The organism is Streptomyces sp. NPDC033177 (genome assembly GCF_055577715.1).
The window spans coordinates 1015431-1042275 of the sequence record NZ_JBVIPS010000002.1 but is presented as its reverse complement, the minus strand read 5'-3'; the positions used below and the strand labels follow the sequence as shown (position 1 = coordinate 1042275).

Below are 26845 nucleotides of genomic sequence, written 5' to 3'. Positions count from 1 at the left end.
ACACGGAGGTCACACAGGGTCCCCATTTCGCGTACGGTAGACGGCTGCTCGATTGGGCAGCTGCACGTCCGGAAAGGGGCCTCGGTGGCCGACGTACGCGACCGTGAGATCAGCGTCGAACAGGAACATCTCGACCAGGTCTACCGGCGTCTCGAGGAGAAGATCCACGAGGCCGAGTTCCTCATGACCGACGCGGCCAAGCGCTCCCAGGTCGGCACGCCCGGCGCGCTCGCCGAGCGGGACGCCCAGGTGTTCCGCGCGGGAGTACATCTCAACCGCCTCAACAACGAGTTCGAGGACTTCCTCTTCGGGCGGATCGACCTGCTGCTCGGCAAGGACGGCAAGAAGGGCCCGGACGGCGCGTACACGTCGGTCGAGCCCGCCGAGGACGCCGTCAGCGTGAACAACACGGCCGAGATCGCCGAGACCCTGCACATCGGCCGCATCGGCGTCCTGGACGCGGACTACTCCCCGCTGGTGATCGACTGGCGCGCCCCGGCCGCCGCGCCGTTCTACCGCTCGACGCCCGTCGATCCCGGTCGTGTCGTACGCCGCCGTGTCATCCGCTCCAAGGGCCGCAGGGTCCTGGGCGTCGAGGACGACCTGATGCGTCCGGAGCTCAAGGCCACGCTGGACGGGGAGTCGCTGCCGGTCATCGGTGACGGCGCCCTGATGGCGGCGCTCGGCCAGGCCCGCAGCCACACGATGCGGGACATCGTGGCGTCGATCCAGGCCGAGCAGGACATGGTCATCCGGGCGCCCGCCGCCTCGGTGACGTACGTCGAGGGCGGCCCCGGCACCGGCAAGACCGCCGTGGCCCTGCACCGCGCGGCGTACCTCCTCTACCAGGACCGCAGGCGCTACGCGGGCGGCATCCTCATCGTCTCCCCGACCCCGCTCCTGGTGGCCTACACGGAGGGCGTCCTGCCCTCGCTCGGCGAGGAGGGACAGGTCGCGATCCGCGCGGTGGGTGCGCTGGCGGACGACGCGGCGGGCCCGGCCGAGGCCACCGTCTACGACTCTCCCGCGGTGGCCAGGGTCAAGGGATCGTCCCGGATGCTGCACGTCCTGCGGAAGGCCGCCAGGGGCGCTCTGGAGGGCGGTACGGGCACGGCCGCGAAGCCCGCCGCGCAGGACGGCCAGCTCGCCTTCGGCGACGACGACGAGGACGACGCGCCCCAGGCCCCCGCCGAGACCCCCACGCGCCTGCGCGTGGTCGCCTTCGGCCGCCGCCTGGAGCTGGAGGCCGACGCCCTCGGCCGTATCCGGCGCAACGCGCTCAGCGGCACGGCTCCCGTCAACCTGCTGCGTCCGCGCGCCCGCAAGCTCCTCCTGGACGCCCTGTGGTCCCAGTCGGGCTCCGCGGGCCGGCACAGCGACCCGGAGCTGGCCGCCGAGCTGCGCTCGTCCTTCGACGAGGACATCACCTCTGAGGACGACTTCATCCGCTTCCTCGACGCCTGGTGGCCCGAACTCACCCCGCGCGCCGTGCTCTCCGCGATGGGCGACGAGCGGCGCCTGGGCCGCTGGGCGCGCCGCGTCCTGAACCCGGGCGAGGTCCGCAAGGTCGCCCGTTCCCTCAAGCGCGACGCCCTGTCCGTGCACGACGTGGCGCTCCTCGACGAGCTCCACTCGATCCTCGGCACGCCGCACCGGCCCCGCAAGAAGAAGGATCTCGACCCCCTCGACCTGCTCACCGGGCTCGACGAACTGATGCCGCAGCGCGAGGAGTCCCAGCGCGAGCGCGCCGAGCGGCTCGCCGCGGAGCGCACCGAGTACGCGCACGTCATCGTCGACGAGGCCCAGGACCTGACCCCCATGCAGTGGCGCATGGTCGGCCGCAGGGGCCGGCACGCCACGTGGACGATCGTCGGTGACCCGGCCCAGTCCTCCTGGTCCGACCCGGACGAGGCCGCCGCCGCCCGTGACGAGGCCCTGGGCAGCCGCCCGCGCCGCCGCTTCACCCTCACGGCCAACTACCGCAACCCCGCCGAGATCGCCGATCTCGCGGCCAAGGTGCTCGCGCTCGCGATGCCGGGCTCCGCGTCGCCTTCGGCCGTCCGGTCCACAGGGGTGAAGCCCCGTTTTGCGACAGCGAACAATGGACACAGTGCCGTCGTACGCGACAAGGACCTGGGCGCGTCGGTGCGCGAGGAGGCGGCGCGGCTGCTCGACCAGGTGGACGGCACCATCGGCGTCGTCGTGGCGATGAACCGCCGCGAGCAGGCGGCGCGCTGGCTCGACGGGCTCGGCGACCGCGTGGTCGCTCTGGGCAGCCTGGAGGCCAAGGGCCTGGAGTACGACGCGACGGTCGTCGTCTCGCCCGCGGAGATCGCGGACGAGTCCCCGGCGGGCCTGCGTGTCCTGTACGTGGCGCTGACCAGGGCGACCCAGCAGCTCACGGTGCTGTCCGGTGAGCGCGACGACCCCGACGCCGAGGGCGTGCCGGACCTGCTCCGCGAATGACTTCGGAGACTTCTCGGGACGGGAATTGCCTTGCGGGGATCGTTTGTTACCGTTGATGTGGCACCGGCCCGATCCAAGCCCCCGGGCCCAACCATCGTCGCTACGAGCGACCACTTGCCGCGAGGCGAGCATGGCGGGTCGGTGTCATAAGCGTTCGAAGAGGCCTTCGTCACCTGGTGACGGGGGCCTCTTTCGGTTCCCCCCTACCGACGGCCCGCAACTTCTCGTATGGTGGAATCCAGTTTCCGAAAAGCTGGTGAACGAAAAGTTCGCAATCCGAGGCGGCTACCACGTACTCAGTGGTAGGTGCGACGATCGGACGGCAAGAGCAACACGGTGAAAGCAGAGGAAGTCGGCCATGGCAACGGCGCCCAGCGTCTCCTACTCGAACACGGTCCGGTTGGAGGTGCCCGCGAGCGGCACCGCGGTCTCCCAGATCACCACGGCCGTCGAGTCCCACGGAGGCTCGGTGACCGGCCTCGACGTCACGGCTTCCGGCCATGAGGCACTCCGGATCGACGTCACGATCGCGGCGACCTCCACGACGCACGGCGACGAGATCGTCGCGCAGCTGCGCACCATCGAGGGCGTCACCGTCGGCAAGGTCTCCGACCGTACGTTCCTGATGCACCTCGGCGGCAAGATCGAGATGGCGTCCAAGCACCCCATCCGGAACCGCGACGACCTCTCCATGATCTACACCCCGGGCGTGGCCCGCGTGTGCATGGCGATCGCCGAGAACCCCGAGGACGCGCGCCGCCTCACCATCAAGCGCAACTCCGTTGCGGTCGTGACGGACGGTTCGGCCGTCCTCGGGCTCGGCAACATCGGCCCGAAGGCCGCGCTCCCGGTCATGGAGGGCAAGGCGGCCCTCTTCAAGCGCTTCGCCGGCATCGACGCCTGGCCGCTGTGCCTGGACACCCAGGACACCAACGCGATCGTCGAGATCGTCAAGGCGATCGCCCCCGGCTTCGCGGGCATCAACCTGGAGGACATCTCGGCGCCGCGCTGCTTCGAGATCGAGGCACGCCTCCGCGAGGCCCTGGACATCCCCGTCTTCCACGACGACCAGCACGGCACCGCGATCGTCGTGCTCGCCGCGCTGACCAACGCACTTCGCGTGGTGGGCAAGGGAGTCGGCGACGTACGCGTGGTCATGTCCGGCGCGGGCGCGGCCGGTACGGCCATCCTCAAGCTGCTCATCGCCGCGGGCGTCAAGCACGCCGTCGTGGCCGACATCCACGGTGTCGTGCACGCGGACCGCGAGGACCTCGTGGACGCCGCGCCGGACTCGCCGCTGCGCTGGATCGCCGACAACACCAACCCCGAGGGCGCCCGCGGCACCCTCAAGGAAGCGGTCGTCGGCGCCGATGTCTTCATCGGCGTGTCGGCCCCGAACGTCCTGAACGGCGACGACGTCGCGGCCATGGCCGACGGCGCCATCGTGTTCGCGCTCGCGAACCCCGACCCCGAGGTCGAGCCCACGATCGCCCGCCAGACGGCGGCAGTCGTGGCCACGGGCCGCTCGGACTTCCCGAACCAGATCAACAACGTCCTGGTCTTCCCCGGTGTCTTCCGCGGTCTGCTCGACGCCCAGTCGCGCACCGTCAACACGGAGATGATGCTGGCGGCGGCAGGCGCCCTCGCGGACGTCGTCGCCGAGGACGAGCTCAACGCGAACTACATCATCCCCAGCGTCTTCAACGACAAGGTCGCGGGCGCGGTCGCCGATGCGGTGCGCAGCGCGGCGAAGGCCGCCGGGGTGACGGCCGGGGTGGCTGTGACAGGCGCCACGGCCCAGTAGTACGGCGCGTCGCGGAACGCAGGGCCCTCAAAGGCCCTCTAGGGTGGCGTGGAAGCGCGCCCCCGACTGCCACCTTCCCAGGGGCGGTGAAGCTTTTCGTGTGACCCCAAGGGGCCCGGATTGGCTTTCCCGCCGCAGGTGGGGGCAGGATGCCTTTCTGGGCGCGAGGGTCTGGATGACGGACCCGGGTCCGGGGCCTGACCGAGGACCCTGGCAGCATCGGCTTCGCTGTGCCCATCATGCGGCCCCGCCGCGTGGCACGCCTCAACGGCAAGAAGAACACGGGAGTACAAACATGAACCGCAGTGAGCTGGTGGCCGCGCTGGCCGACCGTGCCGAGGTGACCCGCAAGGACGCCGACGCCGTGCTGGCGGCGTTCGCCGAGACCGTCGGCGAGATCGTTGCCAAGGGCGACGAGAAGGTCACCATCCCCGGCTTCCTGACCTTCGAGCGCACCCACCGTGCCGCTCGCACCGCCCGGAACCCGCAGACCGGCGAGCCGATCAACATCCCGGCCGGCTACAGCGTCAAGGTTTCGGCGGGCTCCAAGCTCAAGGAAGCCGCCAAGGGCAAGTAGCCTCAAGCAGTGAAAGGGGCGGCCACCCGGTTCGGGTGGCCGCCCCTTTCGCGTGCCGTCTAAAAGATGGCCTCAAACGCCGGCCGGGCTGAATTTGCCTACAGCGTCGCCCTGCCGGGCAGCTCCACCTTCGCGCCGAGCTCCACGAGCTTGTCCATGAAGTTCTCGTAGCCGCGGTTGATCAGGTCGATGCCGTGGACGCGGGACGTCCCCTGGGCCGCCAGAGCGGCGATCAGGTACGAGAAGCCGCCGCGCAGGTCAGGAATGACCAGATCGGCGCCCTGGAGCTTCGTGGGGCCGCTCACGACCGCCGAGTGGAGGAAGTTGCGCTGCCCGAAGCGGCAGTCGGAGCCGCCGAGGCACTCGCGGTAGAGCTGGATGTGTGCGCCCATCTGGTTGAGCGCGGAGGTGAAACCGAGCCGCGACTCGTAGACCGTCTCGTGGACGATCGACAGACCCGCGGCCTGCGTCAGGGCGACGACCAGGGGCTGCTGCCAGTCCGTCTGGAAGCCGGGGTGCACGTCCGTCTCCAGGGCGATCGCGTTGAGCGAGCCGCCCGGGTGCCAGAAGCGGATGCCCTCGTCGTCGATCTCGAAGGCACCGCCCACCTTCCGGTAGGTGTTCAGGAACGTCATCATCGACCGCTGCTGGGCGCCGCGGACGTAGATGTTGCCTTCGGTCGCCAGGGCCGCGGAAGCCCAGGAAGCGGCCTCCAGGCGGTCCGAGAGGGCGTGGTGGTTGTAGCCGCCCAGGCTGTCGACACCGGTGACCCTTATGGTCCGGTCGGTGTCCATCGCGATGATCGCGCCCATCTTCTGCAGGACGCAGATGAGGTCTTCGATCTCGGGCTCGACGGCGGCATTCGAGAGCTCGGTGACGCCCTCCGCGAGCACCGCGGTCAGCAGGACCTGCTCGGTGGCGCCCACGGACGGGTACGGGAGCTGGATCTTCGTGCCGCGGAGCCGCTGCGGGGCCTCCAGGTACTGGCCGCCCTCGCGCTTCTCGATGGTCGCGCCGAACTGGCGGAGCACCTCGAAGTGGAAGTCGATCGGCCGGCCGCCGATGTCGCAGCCGCCGAGGCCGGGGATGAAGGCGTGCCCGAGGCGGTGCAGGAGCGGCCCGCAGAAGAGAATCGGGATGCGCGACGACCCGGCGTGGGCGTCGATGTCCGCGACGTTGGCACTCTCCACGTGCGAGGGGTCCATGACCAGCTCGCCCGGCTCCTCACCGGGGCGGACCGTGACGCCATGCAGCTGCAGGAGTCCGCGTACGACGCGCACGTCGCGGATGTCGGGGACATTGCGCAGCCTGCTCGGAGCGCTGCCGAGCAGCGCGGCGACCATGGCCTTGGGCACGAGGTTCTTCGCGCCGCGGACACGGATCTCGCCCTCCAGCGGGGTTCCGCCGTGGACAAGCAGTACATCGTCGGTGACGGTCATGAATCTCGCGTTCCGATTGGATGGACGGGTGGACCAAAGGGCAAGCGTAATGGGCGTGTACCCCCTCTCCGTAAGGCCAAGGGCGCGCGAAACACGTCAGGACTTCGTGACAACACGAACCGTTCGGAACCGGACACTCCGGGTCACCGCCGAAAGAGTGCGCTCCGGACGCGCCCATGCGCCCCTGAGCTGCATTCACTCCCGTACGGGCATTGCCTCCCCCCGCGGGGCAAAGATGCGGGATCATGTCGTTCATGACCGAGGTGTCCTCGCTCACAGGGCGGCTGCTCGTGGCCACGCCTGCCCTGGCGGACCCGAACTTCGACCGTGCGGTGGTGCTGCTCCTCGACCACGACGAGGAGGGCTCGCTCGGCGTGGTCCTCAACCGGCCGACGCCGGTGGACGTCGCGGACATCCTGGAGGGCTGGGGTGATCTGGCGGGCGCGCCGGGCGTCGTCTTCCAGGGCGGCCCCGTCTCGCTCGACTCGGCGCTCGGCGTGGCAGTGATCCCCGGGGAGGAGGGCCGGACCCCCGGCTCCGGGCCGCGGCCGGGCAGAGGCGAGCCCATCGGCTGGCGCCGCGTGCACGGCGCGATCGGCCTGGTCGACCTGGACACCCCTCCCGAACTCCTGGCCCCCGCACTCGGCTCCCTGCGCATCTTCGCCGGCTACGCGGGCTGGGGCCCGGGCCAACTGGAGGACGAGCTAGTCGAGGGCGCCTGGTACGTGGTCGAGTCCGAGCCGGGCGACGTCTCGTCCCCGGACCCGGAGCGGCTGTGGCGAGCGGTCCTGCGCCGCCAGCGCAGCGAACTGGCGATGGTGGCCACTTATCCGGATGACGCTTCGCTGAACTGACGGGTCCGTGCCTCGATGTGGTCCTCGGTAGCGTGACTGCGAGTCACGAAGATAGCGTCTTGACTCGTATTCGCTGTTTGCATGAGGGAGTTGACTATGCAGCGCCGTAATCCGCCCAAATCGCCCACTCGCGGGGTGGCTTCCTGCGCGCGGGGGGTCTGAGTCCGTGTCCGACAGGACCAGATACGACCTCGATCTCATCAAAGATTGCTCGGAGTCGCTCTCCCGCATCCACCGTGAGTTCAAGGAGAACGGCAACCCTTCCGACGGCTACGAGAAAGACTTGGGCAGCGACAAGCTGCGCGAGATTTTCGACGACTTCTCCACTACGTGGAAGAAGACGCGCAAGAAGCTCAACAAGGACATCGAGAACCTCGCCAAGATCACGGCTGATGCCGCCAAGGCGTACGAGGAAATCGACCGTGAGCTGGCGCAAGCCCTCCGGGACGCCAAGAAGAGTGAGAAGAAGGGCAAGTAGTGAGCAGGCGGCCGAGTGACTGGACTCCCCTCTACGAGTCAGACCCCGTGCCGGGCGATCCGTACGAGGTCGCGCGCTTGGGCAAGAAGCTGCGCGGCATGGCTGAGGAAATCGACAAGCAGGCACGGAACATCAAGGCCCTGGCGTCCGTCGAGAACTGGGACAGCGATGCCGGGCGTGCCTTCCACGAGGTTGCGGGCGACACCGCGGGTCGCCTGAAGAAGGCGTACGACCGCTATGACGAGGCTTCCGCCGCCCTGGGCACCAAGGTCAGGGAGGGCGAGTCGAAGGAGTACGCCAGCGAGTTGCACCGCGCGCAGCGCATGGCTGACAAGGCGCTTGAGGAGTTCCGAAAGGCGGAGGTCGAGCAGAAGGCCGCCATGAAGGAACTGGAGAAAACCAGGGGGACGGTGCCGTCCTCAGAGGAGGACGGCACTGAACGCACGAAGCAGCAGAAGAAGCAGGACGATGCCACCTCGGTGATGGCCCACCACCGGCAGCAAATCATGAACGCCGTGGAGATCCGCGACGATGCGGCGAGCGCGGCTGCAAAGAAGATCAAGACCGTGATCCATCACGACGGGGTCCGGGATCCTGGTGGATTTATGAACTGGATCGCCGATCACGCAGATTGGTTCACGGCTGCAGCGACAGTTCTTGCCGTGGCGGCTCTGGTCGCGGCGGTCGTCCTGACGGGCGGGGCCGCCGCTTTCCTTATCGTCGCTGCCGCCGCTATGAGCGCTACTGCCTTGTCTGGTCGGTTGTACGACGTCTTTGCGCGGGGCGGAAAGTTCGATGTGGTGGCGATCACCATCGACGTGCTGGGTATCGTCCCTGGCCTCGGCGCTCTGAGGGGGCTCGGTGCGGCTGCCAAGGGCGCGCGCCTCAGCACCGCGCAGCGCACCGTATGGGGAATGTTCACCAACGGAATCGCAGTGAAGAACATCAACCGGGGTGCCGGCGTCGCGTCCAAGCTGCTGGGCAAATGGGGTTCGAAGATCCCCGCAGGAGGCTGGCAGCCGGAGAACGTGACCCGCTTCATCAAGGGGGCCGCCCTGACCAAGCTGGGCGTGGACTCCTTCCTGAAATTGCAGCGCATCCTGCCACCAGAGGATGACAAACCTAACCACATCACCCCTGGGGTGGGCCCGGGTGCTCGCCCTCACCCGAGTACACCACCAAGTACGCCGTCGACGCCGAGTACGCCCTCGCCCTCGCCACGGCCGAGCCCGGCCTCGGCGCCGTTCCACGGTGCGCTGGCGCCCGCAGGGTAAGGAGAGCATGTGCTGACAAGCGATTTCCACGCCATGGAGAACCGCCAGTTCGTCGACGACGGGGGGGAGGTCCACGACCTGATTCCTGCCAGTGTCATCGCCACTGTCCCGGCGGCCCGCGAGGCCGCGGAAAGATATGGCAGGGAGGTGGACTTCGATTTCCTCGACGACGACGCCGTGCTCCAACTGCTGTTCTATCGGAGCCAGGACACGTCGAAAGCGGGAGTTATCGGCTGCCTTTTCGCGCTGCCCGTGTTCGTTTTCGTGGCCGGTGCATGGCCGTTCTGGGACTTGGTCGCCTCGACGAAGCCGCGGCCGTTCCAGATCGGGTTCATCGTCGCGGATGCCTTGATCGTCTTCGGGTTGCTGCTTGCGATGTATCTGTTGAGGCGACGCAGTCTGCTTGACGTGTCCAATCGCAACATGAGGTGCCGGGTGCGTCTCTACCGCAAGATCGTCGTCATTGCCCGTAACGGCGGTGCCGACGTACCCCTCTTGTATCCCCACTACGGCATGTACGCATCGTCGCGGAAGTTCTTCCCCGGCGCGCCGGAGCTACCGGCTCCGTACCTTCCGGAAGGTAACGCCCCCAAGTGACCGCCGCCACCGTGCCGTCCCGCCTGGAATTCATTCCCACGCAGGCGGCACCCGACGTCAACGACATGCAGGCCGATGGCATTCACGTCCGCTGGGTGATGCCGGAGATCTTCCACGACATCCCCATTCACGTGGAGGAAGAGGACGAGGCGGTCCGGCTCATTGAGGAACTCGCCCAGAAGGCTCTGCCCGGAACCGAGGTCGAGGATTGGCTGAAGTTCGCGGTGGTCTGCGCTCTCGGCATGGACGATCTGCTGGCGTCGGGTGCCGAGTTCGCGGCTGTCTGCGTGGGTGCGGTTGATGAGACCCCGTGCACCGCCACCGTCTACGCGGCGCTGACCGACAGCCCCGAAGGCGACGACCGGGACCCGATTGCGGCGATCGCGTCCAGTCTCCGCCGGGAGGACGCGGGTGAGATCACTGAGATCCAGCTCCCGTGCGGCCCAGCGGTGTCGTGCATCGGCACGCGCGACGACAAGCTGACCGGCGAGCTGACCGAGGATCCTCAGGGTCTTACCATCTCGACGCCGTTCATTCGTGTCTATGTCCCGCTGCCGAACGGCACCACGCTGGTGATGGAGATGAGTACACCCACCTCAGTGGGGTGGGTTTCGTTCTCGACGATGTTCGGCAACATCGTGAGCAGCATCCGTCTGTTTGAGGCGGACGGTGAGCCGTTGATCATCCCGGACCGGGACGGAGACGCATGAGTGATGTGAGCGACACCGCGGTGCCGCCTTCGGACTACCGGATACTCGTCCCCCGCGACTGGTTTCGCGTCGACCTGACGACGGAGCGGTGGCGCGGGCAGCTCAAGACGTTCGTGGACCGCGAGGCCGCGTGCGGGAGCGCGCCGGACGAGGTGCGGCGGTCTCTCTGGGCGACCCTGCGGAACGTCGCCGAACGCGGTGCGGCAGACGGATCTCTGGAGTTCTACCTCAAGACCGAGATGCCTGGCGGCACGGCCTGCCCCGCCTCGCTGATGGTTTCGCTGCTGCCCACGCCGCCGGCGGCCGCTCCGGAGGTGTGGGAGTTGGCGGAGACACTGGCGGTACGCAGGGGGGACGCGTCACGGGTCGAGGTGGTGGACATTCCGGCGGGCCGGACGGTCCGTGCGGCGACAGAGGTGACGCTGGACTTCCATGTGCGGATGCCGGGTGGAGTGGGGTATCTGCTCCTGGCGTTCTCCGTGCCACTGAGCGGTACGGAAGGGCCCATGGGAGACCTGAGCGAGGCAATTGCGCACTCGTTGCGGTGGGTGGCGTGATCCGGACGGGCGTTTCGGCTCGCCCGCCCGCGGGCCGACCGCGGCCGGGCGATGCCCGCAACCGGTGAGCGTAGGTACCCTTGGATGCCATGAGCACTCTTGAGCCCGAGCCCGAGCGCGGGGCAGGTACGGGGACCCTCGTAGAGCCGACGCCGCAGGTGTCGAGCGGTGACGGTGACCACGAGCGCTACGCGCACTATGTCCAGAAGGACAAGATCATGGCGAGCGCGCTCGACGGTACGCCCGTCGTCGCGCTCTGCGGCAAGGTGTGGGTGCCGGGTCGTGACCCGAAGAAGTACCCCGTCTGCCCCATGTGCAAGGAGATCTACGAGTCCATGAGCGCCGGTGGCGACAAGGACAAGGGCGGCAAGGACGGCAAGGGCGGCGGCAAGAAGTAGCCCCCGGGCGCTGTTCCTGGACCTTCCTCGCGAAAGGGCGTTGCGTGTACCGCAACGCCCCTTTTGCGTTGTGCAATCGCGTGGCAGCCTCGCCGCATGACCTTTGAGCAACTCATCCCGGCGCCCGCACGCGCCGAGGGGCCGTATTCCGAAGGCTTCATCCTCGATTCGTCGACCGCGCTGCGCGCCGGGCCCGGCACCGAGTCCACCGAGCGCTGGCTGCGTGCCACGCTCGGCGGCGCGTTGGGGCTGCCCCTCGCGCCCGGTGAGGGGGGCGCCATCTCCCTCGGCATCGATGACTCCCTCGCGCCCGAGGCCTACCGGCTCACCGTGGGGGAGGGTGGCGTCGAGATCCTCGGTGGTGCCGCTCCCGGTGTCTTCTGGGGGGCCCAGACCCTGCGGCAGCTCATCGGGCCCGAGGCGTTCCGGCGCGCACCACTGAGGGCCGCCGGGCGGTACGCCGTCCCCGGGTGTCTCATCGAGGACAGCCCCCGCTTCGGCTGGCGCGGCATGATGCTCGACGTGGCCCGGCACTTCATGCCCAAGGACGGCGTGCTGCGGTATCTCGATCTTCTTGCCGCCCACAAGCTGAACGTCTTCCACTTCCACCTCACCGACGACCAGGGCTGGCGCATCGAGATCAAGCGCTACCCCAGGCTGACGGAGGCCGGTTCGTGGCGGCCGCGCTCGAAATGGGGTCACCGCGCGTCCGAGCTGTGGAACGACACCCCGCACGGCGGCTACTACACGCAGGACGACATCCGCGAGATCGTCGCGTACGCCCATGAGCGGCACATCGCGGTCGTACCCGAGATCGACATCCCCGGGCACTCGCAGGCCGCCATCCACGCCTACCCCGAACTCGGCAACACCGATGTCGTGGATACCTCCTCGCTCGGCGTCTGGGACACCTGGGGCGTCAACCCCAACGTCCTCGCGCCGACCGAGAACACCCTTCGTTTTTACGAGGGGGTGTTCGAGGAAGTTCTTGAGCTCTTTCCCTCCACCTTCATCCATGTGGGGGGCGACGAGTGTCCCAAGGACCAGTGGAAGGCGTCGCCCACCGCGCAGGCCCGCATCAAGGAGCTGGGCGTCGGTGACGAGAACGGGCTGCAGAGCTGGTTCATCCGGCACTTCGACTCCTGGCTGACCGCGCGCGGGCGCAGGCTCATCGGCTGGGACGAGATCCTGGAGGGCGGCCTCGCCGAGGGCGCCACCGTGTCCTCCTGGCGTGGATACGGGGGCGGGATCGCGGCGGCCAAGGCCGGTCACGACGTCGTCATGTGCCCCGAGCAGCAGGTCTACTTGGATCACCGGCAGGACGGCGGACCCGACGAGCCCGCACCCATCGGCTTCGTCCGCACCCTGGAGGACGTCTACCGCTTCGAGCCGGTGCCGCCGCAGCTCACCGCCGACGAGGCGCGGCACGTCCTGGGCACCCAGGCCAACGTCTGGACCGAGGTGATGGAGTACCACGCACGCGTGGACTACCAGGTGTTCCCGCGTCTCGCCGCCTTCGCCGAGGTCGCCTGGAGCCCGCTCCCGGCATCCGCCGAGCGCGACTTCGCGGACTTCGAGCGGCGAATGACCCCGCACTACGCGCGACTTGACGCGCTCGGCGTCGACTACCGCCCGCCCGGCGGCCCGTTGCCGTGGCAGAAGCGCCCGGGAGTGCTCGGACGCCCGATCGACGGGGCGCCCCCGAACGTGTGAGGCGCACCCCGTGCTCCGCGTGTCGGGCCGCCCGCGCTGAGAGCGTGGGCGGCCAGGCGAAAGCCGTACAAGAGACACCGAAGAGTGGCAATTCCCGCTGACCGGTGAGGGCGTGTGAAAACGGCACATCCCCCAGGTCCGCGGACGAATGACTCCTAGCGGACCCCCGCGCCGGGGGCCGGGGAAGATGTGCCAGAGTTGCCACGTCCGGGCTGTGAGCACGTACCGTACGGCGGAACAGGCGTAACGGTGGACACGGCGAGAAAGCCGCCGGACATCGGGAAGGGGCAGCCGGTTTTGAGCACGCACGCACCGCAGGCGGCGCACACAGCGCAGACGGCGACGCTGCCTGCGACGTTGGACGAGGCCGTGGAGGCGCTCGCCGCGATGCCCGCCGCCGTGCCCGTGGCCGGCGGCACCGACCTCATGGCCTCCGTCAACGCGGGCCTCCTGCGCCCCGCCGCGCTCGTCGGCCTCGGCCGCATCAGCGAGATCCGCGGCTGGCAGTACCAGGACGGTCACGCGCTGCTCGGCGCCGGCCTCACCCACGCACGCGTCGGGCGGCCCGACTTCGCCGCCCTGATCCCCGCGCTCGCCGCGGCCGCACGTGCCGCGGGGCCCCCGCAGATCCGCAACGCGGGCACCCTGGGCGGCAACATCGCCACCGCGGGGCCGACCGGCGACACCCTGCCCGTCCTGGCCGCCCTGGAAGCCGTCCTCGTCATCGCGGGACCCGGCGGCGCACGCCGCGAGGTCCCCGTCTCGCACCTCCTCGCGGGGATGGACATGCTCCGCCCCGGCGAACTCATCGGCTTCGTACGGCTGCCGCTCCTGCACGCCCCGCAGGTCTTCCTCAAGGCCACCGGACGCACCGGGCCCGGCCGTGCCCTCGCCTCCGTCGCGCTCGTCCTCGACCCGGCGCGGCGCGGTGTGCGCTGCGCGGTCGGCGCCGTCGCGCCGATGCCGCTGCGGCCCCTGGAGGCCGAGCAGTGGGTCGCCTCGCTGATCGACTGGGACGGCGAGCGGACGATCGTGCCGGAGGCGCTCACCGCCTTCGGTGAGTACGTCGCCGCCGCGTGCATCCCCGACCAGCCCCCGGCGGAGGACGGCTCGCCGCAGCCGCTGCCGCCCGCCGTACTGCACCTGCGGCGCACCGTCGCCGCGCTGGCCCGACGAGCACTGGGGAGGGCGCTGTCGTGAGTGACGACCGGCACGACGGAAGTACCGCGAACGGCGGCTGGCAGCCGCATCCACAGGGTGAGTACGACTCGGACGCCACGGCCTTCGTGCAGCTCCCGGAAGGTGCCCTGGACTTCGACCACTCGCCCCTCGCCGCGCCCGGCCACGGTTACGTGCCGCCGCAGATAACGGTCACCCCCACGACGGCCGACGCGACGGACCCGGCCGCCACGGGTGTCTGGGCCATGCCGCCCGAGGTGACGGGGGTTGGTGCCGCGGGTACCGGTGCCCAGAACGTGCGGTGGCCGGACGCGGGCGGTGTGCCCGAGCCCGAGCCGCCGGTCCACCATCAGGAGCACGCGTACGACCCCCGGGCCACCGGGCAGTGGAGCTTCCACGAGGCGGAGGGGCATGCGCCCGCCGCGCCGGCCCCCGCCGATGTCACGGGGCAGTGGTCGATCCCCGTCGCCAATGGCGATCTTCCGGACGAATCGGGTGAGTTCACCGCGTCCTCGCTCGCCGCGCAGTGGGGTGGTACGCCGCCGGCGACGCTGCCGGGAGGCGCTGCGGCACCGTGGGCGACCGGTGGTGCGGGCGCGGGCGTGCCGTGGTCGGAGCCCGTGCAGCAGCCGTATGCCGAGCCGCAGGCGCACGTCGACCCGCATCCGCACGCGCAGCAGTACGCCGAGCCGCAGCACCACGAGCCCGTGCCGCCCCCGGAGCCGTTCGTCCCGGCGGCGCCGGTGGCTCCCGAGATGCATGTGGTGCCGGAGATGCCCGTGGCGTCCGAGGTGCCTGAGGTGCCTGAGGCTCCCGCGGAGCCGGAACCGACGCCGGAACCCGAGCCGGAGCCGGAGCCCGAAGCCGAGACCGAGGCCGAGGCGGACACCGAAGCCGAAGCCGCAGTCGAGGCGGACGCCGAAGCCGAGATCGAGGTCGAAGGCGAGGCTGAAGCCGACCCCGAGACCGCCGACCCCGAAGCCGACCCCGAAGCCGCCCTCACCGCCACCGCCCTCTCCGACGAACACCCCCTCTGCTCGTACGTCCTGCGCGTCAACGGCGCCGACCGCCCCGTCACCGACGCGTGGATCGGCGAGTCGCTCCTCTACGTGCTGCGCGAGCGCCTCGGCCTCGCGGGCGCCAAGGACGGCTGCTCGCAGGGCGAGTGCGGTGCCTGCAACGTCCAGGTGGACGGCCGTCTCGTCGCCTCCTGCCTGGTGCCCGCGGCCACCGCCGCCGGCAGCGAGGTACGCACCGTCGAGGGCCTCGCCGCCGACGGCAGGCCCTCCGACGTACAGCGGGCGCTCGCGGCCTGCGGTGCCGTCCAATGTGGCTTTTGCGTACCGGGCATGGCGATGACCGTGCACGACCTCCTGGAGGGCAACCCCGCCCCGACCGACCTGGAGACGCGTCGCGCGCTGTGCGGCAACCTGTGCCGCTGCTCCGGTTATCGGGGCGTGCTCGACGCCGTGCAGGAAGTGGTCGCCGAGCGCCAGGCGTCAGCGGCGGCCGCCGAGCCGTCCGCCCAGAGCGAGGGTGAGGCACGCATCCCGCACCAGGCGGGACCCGGCGCCGGAGGGGTCAACCCGGCGGCGCAGGACGGAACGTACGAAGGACCATACGGCCAGGGCGGAGGCCAGGCGTGAGCAACGAAGCCGCGGGGGACGGGAACACCGCGACCGCAGTGGAGCCGCAGCCCGGCCCGGAGCCGCAGCCGCACGGCATCGGCTCGTCCCTGCCGTCGGCGGAGTCCCGCGCCAAGACGGAGGGCACGTTCCCCTACGCGTCCGACCTGTGGGCGGAGGGACTGCTCTGGGCGGCCGTCCTGCGCTCCCCGCACGCGCACGCGCGGATCGTCTCGATCGACACGTCCCAGGCGCGCGAGATGCCGGGCGTGCGGTCCGTCGTCACGCACGAGGACGTGCCCGGCGAGGCACTGCACGGCCGCAAGACCCCGGACCGCCCGGTCTTCGCCTCCGACGTCGTACGCCACCACGGCGAGCCCATCGCGGCCGTGGCCGCCGACCACCCCGACACGGCACGGATGGCCGCCGCCGCCATCTTCGTCGAGTACGAGGTCCTTGAACCGGTCACCGACCCGGAGAAGGCCTTCGCGGCCGAACCCCTGCACCCCGACGGCAACTTGATCCGGCACATCCCGCTGCGGCACGGCGACCCGGAGGCGGCGGGCGAACTCGTCGTCGAGGGCCTCTACCGCATCGGCCGCCAGGACCCGGCGCCGATCGGCGCGGAGGCGGGGCTCGCGGTGCCGCGTCCGGACGGGGGCGTGGAGCTCTACATCGCCTCCACCGACCCGCACACCGACCGCGACATGGCCGCGTCCTGCTACGGCATCGACCCGGACATCGTGAAGGTCGTCGTGACCGGCGTGCCCGGCGCGACCGCCGACCGCGAGGACGCCAGCTTCCACCTCCCGCTCGGCCTGCTCGCGCTGACCACCGGCTGCCCGGTGAAGCTGACGGCGACCCGCGAGGAGTCCTTCCTCGGCCACGCCCACCGCCACCCGACGCTCCTTCGTTACCGCCATCACGCGGACGCCGAGGGCAAGTTGGTGAAGGTGGAGGCGCAGGTCCTGCTGGACGCGGGCGCGTACGCGGACACGTCGTCGGACGCGCTCGCCGCGGCCGTCTCCTTCGCCTGTGGTCCGTACGTGGTCCCGAACGCCTTCATCGAGGGCTGGGCGGTCCGCACGAACAACCCGCCGTCCGGACATGTCCGGGGCGAGGGCGCCATGCAGGTGTGCGCGGCGTACGAGGCCCAGATGGACAAGATCGCGAAGAAGCTGGGCATCGACCCGGCCGAGGTGCGGCTGCGCAACGCGATGGCGACGGGAGACATCCTCCCCACCGGCCAGACGGTCACCTGTCCCGCCCCGGTCGCCGAACTCCTCGCCGCCGTACGGGACTTCCCGCTGCCCGAGCTGCCCAAGGACACCCCCGAGGACGAGTGGCTGCTGCCCGGTGGCCCCGAGGGCGCGGGTGAGCCCGCAGCGGTGCGCCGGGGCGTCGGCTACGGCCTCGGCACGGTCCAACTCCTGGGCGCCGAGGGCACGGACGAGGTCTCCACGGCCACCGTGAAGGTCCACGACGGCATCGCGACGGTGATCTGCGCGGCGGTCGAGACGGGCCAGGGCTTCACCACGCTGGCCCGCCAGATCGTCCAGGAGACCCTCGGCATCGACGAAGTCCGCGTGGCCCCCGTCGACACCGACCAGCCACCCGCGGGCCCCAGCTGCCACGGCCGCCACACATGGGTGTCGGGCGGCGCGGTGGAACGCGCGGCGAAGATGGTCCGCACGCAACTCCTCCAGCCCCTGGCCCACAAGTTCGGGATGTCCACGGAGCTGCTCCAGATCACCGACGGCAAGATCACCTCGTACGACGGCGTGCTGAGCACGACGGTGACGGAGGCGATGGACGGCAAGGAACTGTGGGCGACGGCCCAGTGCCGCCCCCACCCCACCGAGCCCCTCGACGAGGCGGGCCAGGGCGACGCGTTCGTCGGCATGGCGTTCTGCGCGATCCGCGCGGTGGTGGACGTGGACATCGAGATCGGTTCCGTGCGGGTCGTGGAGCTCGCGGTCGCCCAGGACGTGGGCCGCATCCTCAACCCGACCCAGCTGAAGGTACGTATCGAGGCGGGTGTCACGCAGGGAGTCGGCGCGGCGCTCACGGAGAACCTCCGTACACCGCGCGGCCTGGTCCGCCACCCGGACCTCACCGGCTACGCCCTCCCGACCGCCCTGGACACCCCAGACATCCGCATCGTCAAGCTGGTCGAGGAGCGCGACGTGGTCGCCCCCTTCGGCGCGAAGGCGGCGAGCGCGGTGCCGGTGGTGACGACCCCGGCGGCGGTGGCCTCAGCGGTACGGGCGGCCACCGGACGCCCGGTCAACCGCCTCCCGATCCGCCCGCAGGCGGCGGTCGCGACGTGACGGAGCCTCTGGCCGGGGTCGTCGTCATCACCGGGATCATGGCCTCGGGCAAGTCCACGGTGGCGCAGGCGCTCGCCGAACGCCTTCCGCGCGCGGCGCACGTGCGGGGCGACGTCTTCCGCCGGATGATCGTGTCGGGCCGCCAGGAGTACGAGCCCGGCGCGTCAGATGAGGCGGCGGCCCAACTGCGCCTGCGTTACGGCCTGTCGGCGGCGACGGCGGACGCGTACGCGTCGGCGGGCTTCGTCGCGGTGGTCCAGGACGTCATCCTGGGCGAGGAGTTGAAGACGTACGTGGATCTGCTGCGTACGCGTCCCGTGCACGTCGTGGTGCTCGCCCCGCGCCCGGACGCGGTCGCGTCCCGGGAGGCCGGGCGCGGCAAGACCGGGTACGGCGCGTGGACGGTGGCGGATTTGGACGCCGGGTTCCGGTCGACGACCCCGAGGATCGGGCTCTGGCTGGACAGCTCGGACCTGACGGTCGAGGAGACGGTCGACGCGATCCTCGCGGGGCTCGACGAGGCGCGGGTCGACGAGGCGCGGGTCTGACTGGAGGCCGTGGCGGGAATCGAACCCGCGTTACTGGATTTGCAGTCCAGCCCCTGAGCCACTCGGGCACACGGCCGAGGTTGATCTCGACTCCTCGAACCTAGGCGCCCCCGACCGGCGCCTCAAGGGAATCGGCGTCCGCGCAACGGGACTGCCATGCGCCGTTCATGAACGGCGCAAAACCACGGACCGGCCGGATCGACCTCGCAAGCCCCGAGGCGTACGACCAAGGGACCAGGATCCCCCAGCCTCCGGACAGGGGTCATCACCTGTCACGCCCCTTACGCTGGCCGTCATGAGCGCCCTGGAACCACGCGACGCCGAAGTCGCAGCCGCCCCGATAGTCCCGCCGTCCGAGCTCAAGGGCGGAGTGCTCCGCGCGCCCTATCGCGCGCTCAGCCTCGGCATCGTCTCGGTGGTGCTGCTCATCGCCTTCGAGGCGACCGCCGTCGGGACGGCGATGCCGGTGGCCGCCCGTGAGCTCGACGGCGTCTCGCTCTACGCCTTCGGCTTCTCCGCGTACTTCACCACCAGCCTCTTCGGCATGGTGCTCTCCGGGCAGTGGGCCGACCGGCGCGGCCCCCTTGGGCCGCTGGCCGGCGGGATCGGCGCGTTCGCCGCGGGGCTGCTGCTCTCCGGGACCGCCCAGGCCATGTGGATGTTCATCCTCGGCCGAGCCGTGCAGGGGCTCGGCGGCGGGCTCGTCATCGTCGCGCTGTACGTGGTCGTCAGCCGGGCCTACCCGGAGCATCTGCGGCCGTCCATACTCGCGGCGTTCGCGGCCAGCTGGGTCGTGCCGTCCGTGGTGGGGCCGCTGGTCTCCGGGACCGTCACCGAGCACCTGGGGTGGCGCTGGGTCTTCGTCGGCATCCCCGTGCTCGTCGTGGCGCCGCTGGCCATCGCGCTGCCCGCCATCCGGCGCACCGCCTCCGGGCCCGTCGACCCCACCGCGCCCGTCGAGCCCTTCGACCGCCGCCGGGTCCGGCTCGCGCTCGGGATCTCGCTGGGTGCGGGACTCCTCCAGTACGCGGGCCAGGACCTGCGGTGGCTTTCGCTGCTCCCGGCGGTCGTCGGCGCCGCCGTGCTCGTGCCCGCCGTCCTCGGCCTGCTGCCGCGCGGCACGTACCGGGCTGCCCGTGGCCTGCCGTCCGTCGTGCTCCTTCGCGGCATAGCCGCCGGCTCGTTCATCGCCGCCGAGTCCTTCGTGCCGCTGATGCTCGTGACCCAGCGCGGGCTCTCGCCGACCATGGCCGGACTGTCGCTCGCCGTGGGCGGCGCGACGTGGGCGCTCGGGTCGTTCGTGCAGTCGCGGCCGGGCATGGAGCCGCACCGTACGCGGCTCATGGTCGTCGGGATGCTCCTGGTGGCCGCCGCCATAGTCACCGCGCCCACCGTCCTGATCGACGCCGTCCCGGTGTGGATCGTGGCCGTGGCCTGGGCCTTCGGCTGCCTCGGCATGGGCACGGTCATCGGGTCCACCAGCGTCCTGCTGCTTCGGCTCTCGCCGCCCGCGGACGCAGGAGCCAACTCCGCCGCCCTCCAGATCTCCGACGGCCTCTCCAACGCCCTGCTCCTGGCCGCGGGAGGCGCCGCCTTCGCCGCGCTGGGCGGCGGGATGGTGGACGCGCACGGTTCCACCGGGGTGGGCGGGTCGCACCCGGGGGCCTTCGTCGCCGTCTTCCTGCCGATGGCGGCGGTCGCCCTGGTGGGGGCGTGGGTCGGGACGCGGCTGAAAGAGCGCGCCTCCTGAAGTGCCTCCTGCGGGGTGCGTGTGAGACGGGTCGCATCCGCCCCGGGCCCGTGCCGCCCTCCGCGGGGCGTCAACCTTCACCGGTAGGGTGGCCCGGTTGTCGTACCTACCCCAGACGTCAAAACCCGGAGACCGTGACTACCACCGCCGCCAACTCCGCCTCCTCCCACCACCTCTCTCCCGCCTTCCCCGGCCGCGCCCCCTGGGGCACCGCCAACAAGCTGCGAGCCTGGCAGCAGGGCGCGATGGAGCGGTACCTCCAGGAGCAGCCGCGTGACTTCCTCGCCGTCGCGACACCCGGCGCAGGCAAGACGACGTTCGCGCTGACGCTCGCGTCCTGGCTGCTGCACCACCATGTCGTGCAGCAGGTGACGGTGGTCGCGCCGACCGAGCACCTGAAGAAGCAGTGGGCGGAGGCCGCGGCCAAGATAGGGATCAAGCTGGACCCGGAGTACAGCGCGGGCCCGCTCAGCAAGGAGTACCAAGGCGTCGCCATCACGTACGCGGGTGTCGGCGTGCGGCCCATGCTCCACCGGAATCGGGTCGAACAGCGCAAGACCCTGGTGATCCTGGACGAGATCCACCACGCGGGAGACTCGAAGTCATGGGGCGAGGCCTGCCTCGAAGCCTTCGAGCCCGCCACCCGGCGCCTCGCGCTCACCGGTACGCCCTTCCGGTCCGACACCAACCCCATCCCCTTCGTCTCGTACGAGGAGGGGAACGACGGCATCCGGCGGTCCGCCGCCGATTACACGTACGGATACGGGAGCGCGCTCGGCGACGGCGTCGTGCGGCCCGTCATTTTTCTTTCCTACTCCGGCAACATGCGGTGGCGGACCAAGGCCGGTGACGAGATCGCCGCGCGGCTCGGCGAGCCGATGACGAAGGACGCGATCTCGCAGGCGTGGCGGACCGCGCTCGACGCGCGCGGCGAGTGGATGCCGAATGTGCTGAAGGCCGCCGACCAGCGGCTCACCGAGGTGCGGAAGGCCATCCCGGACGCCGGTGGCCTCGTCATCGCGTCCGACCAGGACTCCGCCCGCTCCTACGCCAAGCTGATCCGTGAGCTCACCGGGGAAAAGGCCACCGTCGTCCTCTCCGACGACACGGGCGCCTCGAAGCGGATCGACGACTTCACCGCGAGCAACGACCGGTGGATGGTCGCCGTCCGCATGGTGTCCGAGGGCGTCGACGTGCCGCGGCTCGCGGTGGGTGTGTACGCGACCACGATCTCGACGCCGCTCTTCTTCGCCCAGGCGGTGGGGCGTTTCGTGCGTTCCCGGCGGCGCGGCGAGACCGCGTCGGTCTTCCTGCCCACCGTCCCCGACCTCCTCGGCCATGCCAACGAGATGGAGGTCGAGCGGGACCACGTGCTCGACAAGCCGAAGAAGGAGGGGGAGGAGGACCCCTACGCCGAGTCCGAGAAGGAGATGGACGAGGCGAACAAGCAGGAGGACGAGGACACCGGCGAGCAGGAGCAGTTCTCCTTCGAGGCGCTGGAGTCCGACGCCGTCTTCGACCGGGTTCTTTTCGACGGCGCCGAATTCGGGATGCAGGCGCATCCGGGGAGCGAGGAGGAGCAGGACTATCTGGGCATCCCCGGCCTCCTCGAACCCGACCAGGTGCAGATGCTGCTCCAGAAGCGGCAGGCCCGGCAGATCGCGCACAGCAAGAAGCGGCCCGACGAGCAAGCCGACCTGCTCGAACTGCCCGCCGAGCGGCGGCCCGTGGTCTCCCACAAGGAGATGCTGGAGCTGAGGAAGCAGCTCAACACGATGGTCGGCGCGTACTCCCACCAGAGCGGGAAGCCGCACGGCGTGATCCACACCGAGCTGCGCCGCACCTGCGGCGGCCCGCCGAGCGCGGAGGCCACCGCCGGGCAGCTGCGGCAGCGGATCGCGAAGATCGGCGAGTGGGCCACCCGTATGAAGTGAGCGCGCCCTCTCCTATATGAGAGGAGGGGTGTGTTCCACGTGTGCGGGAGTCGTGCGCACCCCCGCTGACGTGCCCCGCGTATGGGGCATTGCGCCCCTAACAGTCGGTCTCGTGCCCGGATTCTGGACGGAGTCTTCCGCTGAGCGGGACGGCCTCGCTAATGTCCCCGCAACGTACACGCCCCGTGGCAGCGCCGCCGCGGAGCGCAGCCGGAGTTCCGACCGGCGGCCTCTGACGCGCGTCGCCCACGGGACCGGCGACGCAACCGCTGCGTAAAGAGGCCGTCGACCCTCACCTAAGGAGTGGGCGTCGTGACCGCGGAGACTTCCCAGACGCTCGACCGAGGACTGCGTGTCCTCAAGCTGTTGGCCGACACCGACCATGGGCTCACCGTCACCGAGCTGTCGAACAAGCTCGGCGTGAACCGCACCGTGGTGTACCGCCTCCTCGCCACCCTTGAGCAGCATGCCCTGGTCCGCCGTGACCTGGGCGGCCGGGCCAGGGTCGGCCTCGGGGTGCTGCGCCTGGGCCGCCAGGTGCATCCGCTGGTGCGCGAGGCCGCGCTGCCCGCTCTTCGCTCGCTGGCCGAGGACATAGGCGCGACGGCGCACCTGACGCTGGTCGACGGCAGCGAGGCCCTCGCCGTCGCCGTCGTCGAGCCGACCTGGACGGATTACCACGTGGCCTACCGGACCGGCTTCCGGCATCCCCTTGACCGGGGCGCCGCGGGCCGCGCGATCCTCGCCGCCCGGCAGGGCCTCGCCACCGACCCCGGCTACGCGCTGACGCACGGCGAGCTCGAGGCCGGCGCGAGCGGGGCCGCGGCGCCTCTGGTCGGCGTGACCGGCATAGAGGGCAGCGTCGGCGTCGTCATGCTGTCGGATTCGGTGCCGGAGCGGGTGGGACCACGGGTGGTGGACGCGGCGCGTGAGGTGGCTGACGCGTTGCGCTGAGGCCGCGCGGGCGAGCGGGTTCTCCTGGGCGCCGTCGATCACCGGCTCCGCCGAGTTCGTCCTCAAGCGCCGGACGGGCTGAATGTGCCCTCCTCGTCCGTCGTCAGCTGACCGGCCGGAAGGGAAACCCCGTCCGTTAGATTGATCCCGTGTTCTCCCTCTCCAGCCTCACGCGCCCCAAGGCCCTCGCTGTCTGTGCCGCCCCCGTGGTCGCCCTGCTCGCCGTCGCCTGCCTCGCGCCCTTGCCGTTCGCCGTGGCCCAGCCGGGGTCGACGGCGAACGTACTCGGCAAGAGCGAGGGCAAGCCGGTCATCACGATCACCGGTACGCCCACCCGCGAGACGCAGGGGCAGCTGCGGATGACGACCATCGTGGCCACCGGGCCCGACATGGACGCGAGCCTGGGCGACGTGGTGGACGGCTGGTTCCGTACGGACCGTGCGGTGATGCCCAAGGACTCGGTCTACCCCACCGGCGACAACGTCAAGGAAGTCGAGGAGCACAACCTCGGCGACATGAAGAAGTCGCAGGACACGGCCACGCAGGCAGCGCTCTCGTATCTCAAGGCGAACGGCGTGGACGGCACCGGCAAGGTGAAGGTGAAGGTCGACCTCGGCAAGGTCGGGGGCCCCAGCGCGGGCCTCTTCCTCTCGCTCGGCATCATCGATCTGATCGACGGCAACGGCAGCGGTGGGGACCTCACGGGCGGCCGGAAGATCGCGGGCACCGGCACGATCTCCGAGGACGGGAAGGTCGGCCCGGTCGGCGGTGTGGCGCTGAAGACGCAGGCCGCCAAGCGGGACGGCGCGACCGTCTTCCTGGTCCCGGAGGACGAGTGCTCGGACGCTCAGGCGGAGCTGCCGAAGGGCCTGCGCCTTGTCCCGATCACGACGCTGAAGGGCACGGTTGACGCGCTGCGTTCCCTGGACCGGGGCGGTAAGGTCCCGAGCTGTTGACCAGGCGCAGGCCCAACTCGACCATGGTCCAGCCGAGTTGAGTGCGGAGCGGGGGTCGGTTGCCGCGTAAGGGCGCGGCGCGGTGAAGCTCTTCGGCGCGGGTGTGGTGCAGCAGGAGATGTACGTCGGGGTGCATGGCTGTGTCCTCTCAGGCTGTGTAGTGCGTCGGGAAGACGTGGGTGTGCAGGCGCACCCGGGCGGAGCCCGGGGTGGTGTCGGCGACCTCCGACGGGCGGTAGCTCTCGATGAGTTCGCTGATCTTGCCGGCCAGTTCGACGGTGAGCTCAGGCGTCAGGCGCAGGGTGTAGTCGCTGAGGTCGGAGCTCTCCCTCCACTCCGTGGGCCAGTCGTGCTGGGTGCCGATCCACGTCGACGTCTCCGTGGCATGGAACGTCGCGACCTCGTGGAGGTACACCGCGACGGCGCCGCGCACCGCCGGGTCACGGTCGTTCATGAGGGACTCGTCCAGGCGTGTCCCCTGGTGCGCCGACTGCCACCAGCGCTCCCGCCCCTTGCCGCGGTCCGGAGCATCCTCGACGAATCCGTGCGCCGCGAGCTGACGCAGGTGATAGCTCGTCGCGCCGCTGGACTCGCCCAGGCGGGAAGCCAGTTGGGAGGCGGTCGCTGGTCCTTCGCGCCGCAGCGAGATCAGCAGCTGCATGCGCAGGGGATGCGCGAGCCCCCGCAGGGAGCGAGGGGTGAGCGTATGGACCTTCCGGCCCTCGGGATCTGTCGTGCCGTCCGTCATGCCTTCACCGTAGACATGCAAAGACTCCGTTGCAACGCTTTTTGCAACGAAGTCTTTGCAACTCTCGGCGACCCGCGGCCAAGACCTACCCCTCCTTCACGAACCCCTCCTGCACCAACCAGTCCAGCGCCACCTCATGCGGATCCTGACCCTGCACGTCCACCTTGGAGTTCAGCTCCTGGGCCACCGTGTTGTTCAGCTTCTTCGTGATGGGGTCCAGGATCTCCGCCATCTTCGGGTACTTCTTGAGCGCCTTGCTGTTGATCTCCGGGGCGACGTTGTAGTTGGGGAAGAAGTGCTTGTCGTCCTCCGTCAGCGACAGGTCCATCGCCTTGATGCGGCCGTCGGTGGTGAAGACCTCGCCGAACACGCACGACCCCTTGGAGACCTGGGTGTAGATGATCCCGGTGTCCATCTTGGTGATGTTGGAGGTGGGGATCTTCATCCCGTACTCCTTCTGCATGCCCGGCAGCCCGTCCTCGCGCGAGGAGAACTCGCTCTCGACGCACAGCGTGACCGCGTCCGGGTCCGACTTCGAGAGGGCCGCCACGTCCGAGAGCGTCTTCGGCTTGTACTTGGCCTCGTTCTTCCGGTTGATGGCCAGGGAGTACGTGTTGTTGAGCTCGGCGGGCGGCAGCCACGTGACGCCGTTCTTCGCGTCCGCGTCGCGCACCGCCTCCCACTGCTTCTGCGGGTCGTCGATGGGCTCGGAGTTGCCGAGGTACGTGATCCAGGCGGTGCCCGTGTACTCGTACATGGCGTCCGCGTCACCGCTCTTGACGGCCTCGCGGGCGCCGATCGAGCCCTGGATGCCCGTCCGGTCGAGGACGTCCGCGCCGGCCGCCTCGAAGGCGATGCCCATGATCGCGCCCAGGACCAGCTGCTCGGTGAACTCCTTGGATGTGACGGTGAGGTCGACGCCCTTCAGGGGCAGGCCCTTGCCGATCGTGCCCGGCTTCACGTCGTCCACCATCGGGCTGCCGCTGGTGAGACCGCAGCTCACGAGCAGGGCCCCGCCCACCAAGCCGACCGCTGCCGTACGCAACGTGACCCTCATGAGCCGGCCTCCAACCCGCGCGGACGCAGGAACAGTTCGGCCAGCGAGGCCAGCCAGTCCACCAGGAGCGCGAGCGCGATCGTCAGGATCGAGCCGAGCATGAGCACCGGCATCCGCTGGTTGGTGATGCCGGTGGTGATGAGGTCGCCGAGCCCGCCGCCTCCGCCGAAGGTGGCGAGCGTCGCCGTGCCGACGTTCAGGACGAGCGCGGTGCGCACACCCGCCAGGATCAGCGGAACGGCCAACGGCAGCTCCACCTTGCCGAGGACTCCCCACGGCGACATGCCGATGCCGCGCGCGGCTTCCAGGAGCGTCGGGTCGTTGGCGTTCAGGCCCGCGATCGTGTTGGAGAGGACCGGCAGGACGGCGTAGATGATGATGCCGATCAGGGCGGCCTTCTCGCCGATGCCGATCCAGATCACCAGGAGGGCGAGCAGGCCGATCGCCGGTGTCGCCTGGCCGATGTTGGCCAGGGCCATCGCGCCGGGCGCCGCCTTGCGGAGTTTCTTGCGGGTCAGCAGGATGCCCAGCGGGATCGCGATGATCAGCACGAAGAAGGTGGAGATCACCGTCAGCTGGATGTGCTGGCGGAGCCTGAGCCAGACGTTGCCGTCCGCCAGGGCGTTCGTGGAGATCGAGTCCAGGTCGGCCTGCTCGAACCACCACCAGGTGAGCAGCAGGACCAGGGCGAGGAAGGCGGGCAGGACGGTGAGCTTCTGCCAGCCGATCCGCCGCCGCCCGCCCGTGGCCGCGCCCGAGGGAGGCGGCTCCTGCTCGGCCTCGCCCGTGTCGCGGTAGAGATGGCCCTTGACCTCGTGCTCGCCGTCGGGCCGCGGCCCTGGTCCGCCGTCGGGAGCCGGTGTGCGGTCGGGGATCCGGGGGTTGTTCCCGGGGATG

At 70.2% G+C, this 26845-nt stretch carries 23 protein-coding genes and 1 tRNA gene; 19 read left to right on the top strand and 5 right to left on the bottom strand.

What is annotated here, in order from left to right; translation table 11 throughout:
- Positions 1–84: 84 nt before the first annotated feature.
- From ACZ5U5_RS10700 to ACZ5U5_RS10690, 3 genes are all read left to right on the top strand, one after another.
- Positions 85–2466 (top strand): HelD family protein, encoded by a 2382-nt coding sequence (locus ACZ5U5_RS10700; RefSeq protein ID WP_469019069.1) that lies wholly within the window; start codon positions 85–87, stop codon positions 2464–2466.
- A gap of 358 nt (positions 2467–2824) precedes the next feature.
- Complete coding sequence (locus ACZ5U5_RS10695) at positions 2825–4270, top strand: NAD-dependent malic enzyme (protein ID WP_469019066.1); 1446 nt, start codon at positions 2825–2827, stop codon at positions 4268–4270.
- A 295-nt stretch (positions 4271–4565) separates the two neighbouring features.
- The gene (locus ACZ5U5_RS10690) at positions 4566–4847 is read left to right on the top strand and encodes an HU family DNA-binding protein (RefSeq protein ID WP_016645140.1); all 282 of its coding nucleotides are present in this window, start codon (positions 4566–4568) and stop codon (positions 4845–4847) included.
- A gap of 98 nt (positions 4848–4945) precedes the next feature.
- On the opposite strand, the gene murA is transcribed toward ACZ5U5_RS10690, so the two are convergent.
- A complete protein-coding gene (murA, locus tag ACZ5U5_RS10685) occupies positions 4946–6286 on the bottom strand; it encodes a UDP-N-acetylglucosamine 1-carboxyvinyltransferase (RefSeq protein WP_344521857.1) in 1341 nt (446 codons plus the stop codon).
- A gap of 245 nt (positions 6287–6531) precedes the next feature.
- Here murA and ACZ5U5_RS10680 point away from each other — a divergent pair, with 245 nt between their 5' ends.
- From ACZ5U5_RS10680 to ACZ5U5_RS10625, 12 genes are all read left to right on the top strand, one after another.
- Positions 6532–7140: a YqgE/AlgH family protein gene (locus tag ACZ5U5_RS10680; protein ID WP_469019062.1), complete on the top strand. Its 609-nt coding sequence runs from the start codon at positions 6532–6534 to the stop codon at positions 7138–7140.
- Positions 7141–7306: 166 nt separating this feature from the next.
- On the top strand, positions 7307–7618 hold the full coding sequence (locus tag ACZ5U5_RS10675; protein WP_469019059.1) for a hypothetical protein: 312 nt from the start codon (positions 7307–7309) through the stop codon (positions 7616–7618).
- Positions 7618–8892, top strand: a complete 1275-nt coding sequence (locus ACZ5U5_RS10670) for a putative T7SS-secreted protein (protein WP_469019056.1) — start codon at positions 7618–7620, stop codon at positions 8890–8892. The genes ACZ5U5_RS10675 and ACZ5U5_RS10670 overlap by 1 nt, the downstream gene beginning before the upstream one ends.
- Positions 8893–8901: 9 nt before the next feature.
- The gene (locus ACZ5U5_RS10665; RefSeq protein ID WP_469019054.1) at positions 8902–9489 is read left to right on the top strand and encodes a hypothetical protein; all 588 of its coding nucleotides are present in this window, start codon (positions 8902–8904) and stop codon (positions 9487–9489) included.
- Positions 9486–10199, top strand: coding sequence for a hypothetical protein (locus ACZ5U5_RS10660; protein ID WP_469019051.1), 714 nt, complete (start codon positions 9486–9488; stop codon positions 10197–10199). The genes ACZ5U5_RS10665 and ACZ5U5_RS10660 overlap by 4 nt, the downstream gene beginning before the upstream one ends.
- Entirely contained in the window at positions 10196–10756 is a 561-nt protein-coding gene (locus tag ACZ5U5_RS10655) for a hypothetical protein (RefSeq protein ID WP_469019048.1), read from the top strand. The genes ACZ5U5_RS10660 and ACZ5U5_RS10655 overlap by 4 nt, the downstream gene beginning before the upstream one ends.
- A gap of 89 nt (positions 10757–10845) precedes the next feature.
- Complete coding sequence (locus ACZ5U5_RS10650; protein ID WP_363211472.1) at positions 10846–11154, top strand: DUF3039 domain-containing protein; 309 nt, start codon at positions 10846–10848, stop codon at positions 11152–11154.
- Between the two features lie 96 nt (positions 11155–11250).
- Positions 11251–12867, top strand: coding sequence for a beta-N-acetylhexosaminidase (locus tag ACZ5U5_RS10645; protein ID WP_469019044.1), 1617 nt, complete (start codon positions 11251–11253; stop codon positions 12865–12867).
- A gap of 297 nt (positions 12868–13164) precedes the next feature.
- Positions 13165–14067, top strand: coding sequence for an FAD binding domain-containing protein (locus tag ACZ5U5_RS10640; RefSeq protein WP_365816486.1), 903 nt, complete (start codon positions 13165–13167; stop codon positions 14065–14067).
- Positions 14064–15692, top strand: coding sequence for a (2Fe-2S)-binding protein (locus tag ACZ5U5_RS10635; RefSeq protein WP_469019041.1), 1629 nt, complete (start codon positions 14064–14066; stop codon positions 15690–15692). Before ACZ5U5_RS10640 ends, ACZ5U5_RS10635 begins: the two co-directional genes overlap by 4 nt.
- A complete protein-coding gene (locus ACZ5U5_RS10630) occupies positions 15689–18001 on the top strand; it encodes a xanthine dehydrogenase family protein molybdopterin-binding subunit (RefSeq protein WP_469019038.1) in 2313 nt (770 codons plus the stop codon). The genes ACZ5U5_RS10635 and ACZ5U5_RS10630 overlap by 4 nt, the downstream gene beginning before the upstream one ends.
- 38 nt (positions 18002–18039) lie before the next feature.
- The gene (locus ACZ5U5_RS10625; RefSeq protein WP_469019421.1) at positions 18040–18549 is read left to right on the top strand and encodes an AAA family ATPase; all 510 of its coding nucleotides are present in this window, start codon (positions 18040–18042) and stop codon (positions 18547–18549) included.
- 1 nt (position 18550) lies between these two features.
- Here ACZ5U5_RS10625 and ACZ5U5_RS10620 read toward each other — a convergent pair.
- A tRNA-Cys gene (locus ACZ5U5_RS10620) sits at positions 18551–18625 on the bottom strand.
- 219 nt (positions 18626–18844) lie between these two features.
- Between ACZ5U5_RS10620 and ACZ5U5_RS10615 the strand changes: the two genes are divergently transcribed.
- The 4 genes from ACZ5U5_RS10615 to ACZ5U5_RS10600 all read left to right on the top strand — a co-directional run bounded on the left by ACZ5U5_RS10615 (position 18845) and on the right by ACZ5U5_RS10600 (position 24143).
- Entirely contained in the window at positions 18845–20299 is a 1455-nt protein-coding gene (locus tag ACZ5U5_RS10615; protein ID WP_469019036.1) for an MFS transporter, read from the top strand.
- Between the two features lie 134 nt (positions 20300–20433).
- Positions 20434–22233 (top strand): DEAD/DEAH box helicase, encoded by a 1800-nt coding sequence (locus ACZ5U5_RS10610; protein ID WP_469019033.1) that lies wholly within the window; start codon positions 20434–20436, stop codon positions 22231–22233.
- A 312-nt stretch (positions 22234–22545) separates the two neighbouring features.
- The gene (locus tag ACZ5U5_RS10605) at positions 22546–23187 is read left to right on the top strand and encodes an IclR family transcriptional regulator (RefSeq protein ID WP_249589655.1); all 642 of its coding nucleotides are present in this window, start codon (positions 22546–22548) and stop codon (positions 23185–23187) included.
- A 149-nt stretch (positions 23188–23336) separates the two neighbouring features.
- Entirely contained in the window at positions 23337–24143 is an 807-nt protein-coding gene (locus tag ACZ5U5_RS10600; RefSeq protein ID WP_469019031.1) for a S16 family serine protease, read from the top strand.
- Between the two features lie 148 nt (positions 24144–24291).
- Here ACZ5U5_RS10600 and ACZ5U5_RS10595 read toward each other — a convergent pair whose 3' ends face one another.
- The 3 genes from ACZ5U5_RS10595 to ACZ5U5_RS10585 all read right to left on the bottom strand — a co-directional run bounded on the left by ACZ5U5_RS10595 (position 24292) and on the right by ACZ5U5_RS10585 (position 26844).
- Complete coding sequence (locus tag ACZ5U5_RS10595; protein ID WP_469019028.1) at positions 24292–24891, bottom strand: ArsR/SmtB family transcription factor; 600 nt, start codon at positions 24889–24891, stop codon at positions 24292–24294.
- Positions 24892–24976: 85 nt separating this feature from the next.
- The gene (locus ACZ5U5_RS10590) at positions 24977–25948 is read right to left on the bottom strand and encodes a glycine betaine ABC transporter substrate-binding protein (RefSeq protein WP_469019026.1); all 972 of its coding nucleotides are present in this window, start codon (positions 25946–25948) and stop codon (positions 24977–24979) included.
- Positions 25945–26844, bottom strand: a complete 900-nt coding sequence (locus ACZ5U5_RS10585; protein ID WP_469019419.1) for an ABC transporter permease — start codon at positions 26842–26844, stop codon at positions 25945–25947. The genes ACZ5U5_RS10590 and ACZ5U5_RS10585 overlap by 4 nt, the downstream gene beginning before the upstream one ends.
- Position 26845 lies beyond the last annotated feature (1 nt).

Coding starts and splice junctions, on each gene's coding strand:
- ACZ5U5_RS10680 (WP_469019062.1), top strand. CDS start 6,532: ATGTCGTTCATGACCGAGGTGTCCTCGCTCACAGGGCGGCTGCTCGTG.
- ACZ5U5_RS10655 (WP_469019048.1), top strand. CDS start 10,196: ATGAGTGATGTGAGCGACACCGCGGTGCCGCCTTCGGACTACCGGATA.
- ACZ5U5_RS10615 (WP_469019036.1), top strand. CDS start 18,845: ATGAGCGCCCTGGAACCACGCGACGCCGAAGTCGCAGCCGCCCCGATA.
- ACZ5U5_RS10645 (WP_469019044.1), top strand. CDS start 11,251: ATGACCTTTGAGCAACTCATCCCGGCGCCCGCACGCGCCGAGGGGCCG.
- ACZ5U5_RS10690 (WP_016645140.1), top strand. CDS start 4,566: ATGAACCGCAGTGAGCTGGTGGCCGCGCTGGCCGACCGTGCCGAGGTG.
- ACZ5U5_RS10590 (WP_469019026.1), bottom strand. CDS start 25,948: ATGAGGGTCACGTTGCGTACGGCAGCGGTCGGCTTGGTGGGCGGGGCC.
- murA (WP_344521857.1), bottom strand. CDS start 6,286: ATGACCGTCACCGACGATGTACTGCTTGTCCACGGCGGAACCCCGCTG.
- ACZ5U5_RS10650 (WP_363211472.1), top strand. CDS start 10,846: ATGAGCACTCTTGAGCCCGAGCCCGAGCGCGGGGCAGGTACGGGGACC.
- ACZ5U5_RS10595 (WP_469019028.1), bottom strand. CDS start 24,891: ATGACGGACGGCACGACAGATCCCGAGGGCCGGAAGGTCCATACGCTC.
- ACZ5U5_RS10695 (WP_469019066.1), top strand. CDS start 2,825: ATGGCAACGGCGCCCAGCGTCTCCTACTCGAACACGGTCCGGTTGGAG.
- ACZ5U5_RS10625 (WP_469019421.1), top strand. CDS start 18,040: ATGGCCTCGGGCAAGTCCACGGTGGCGCAGGCGCTCGCCGAACGCCTT.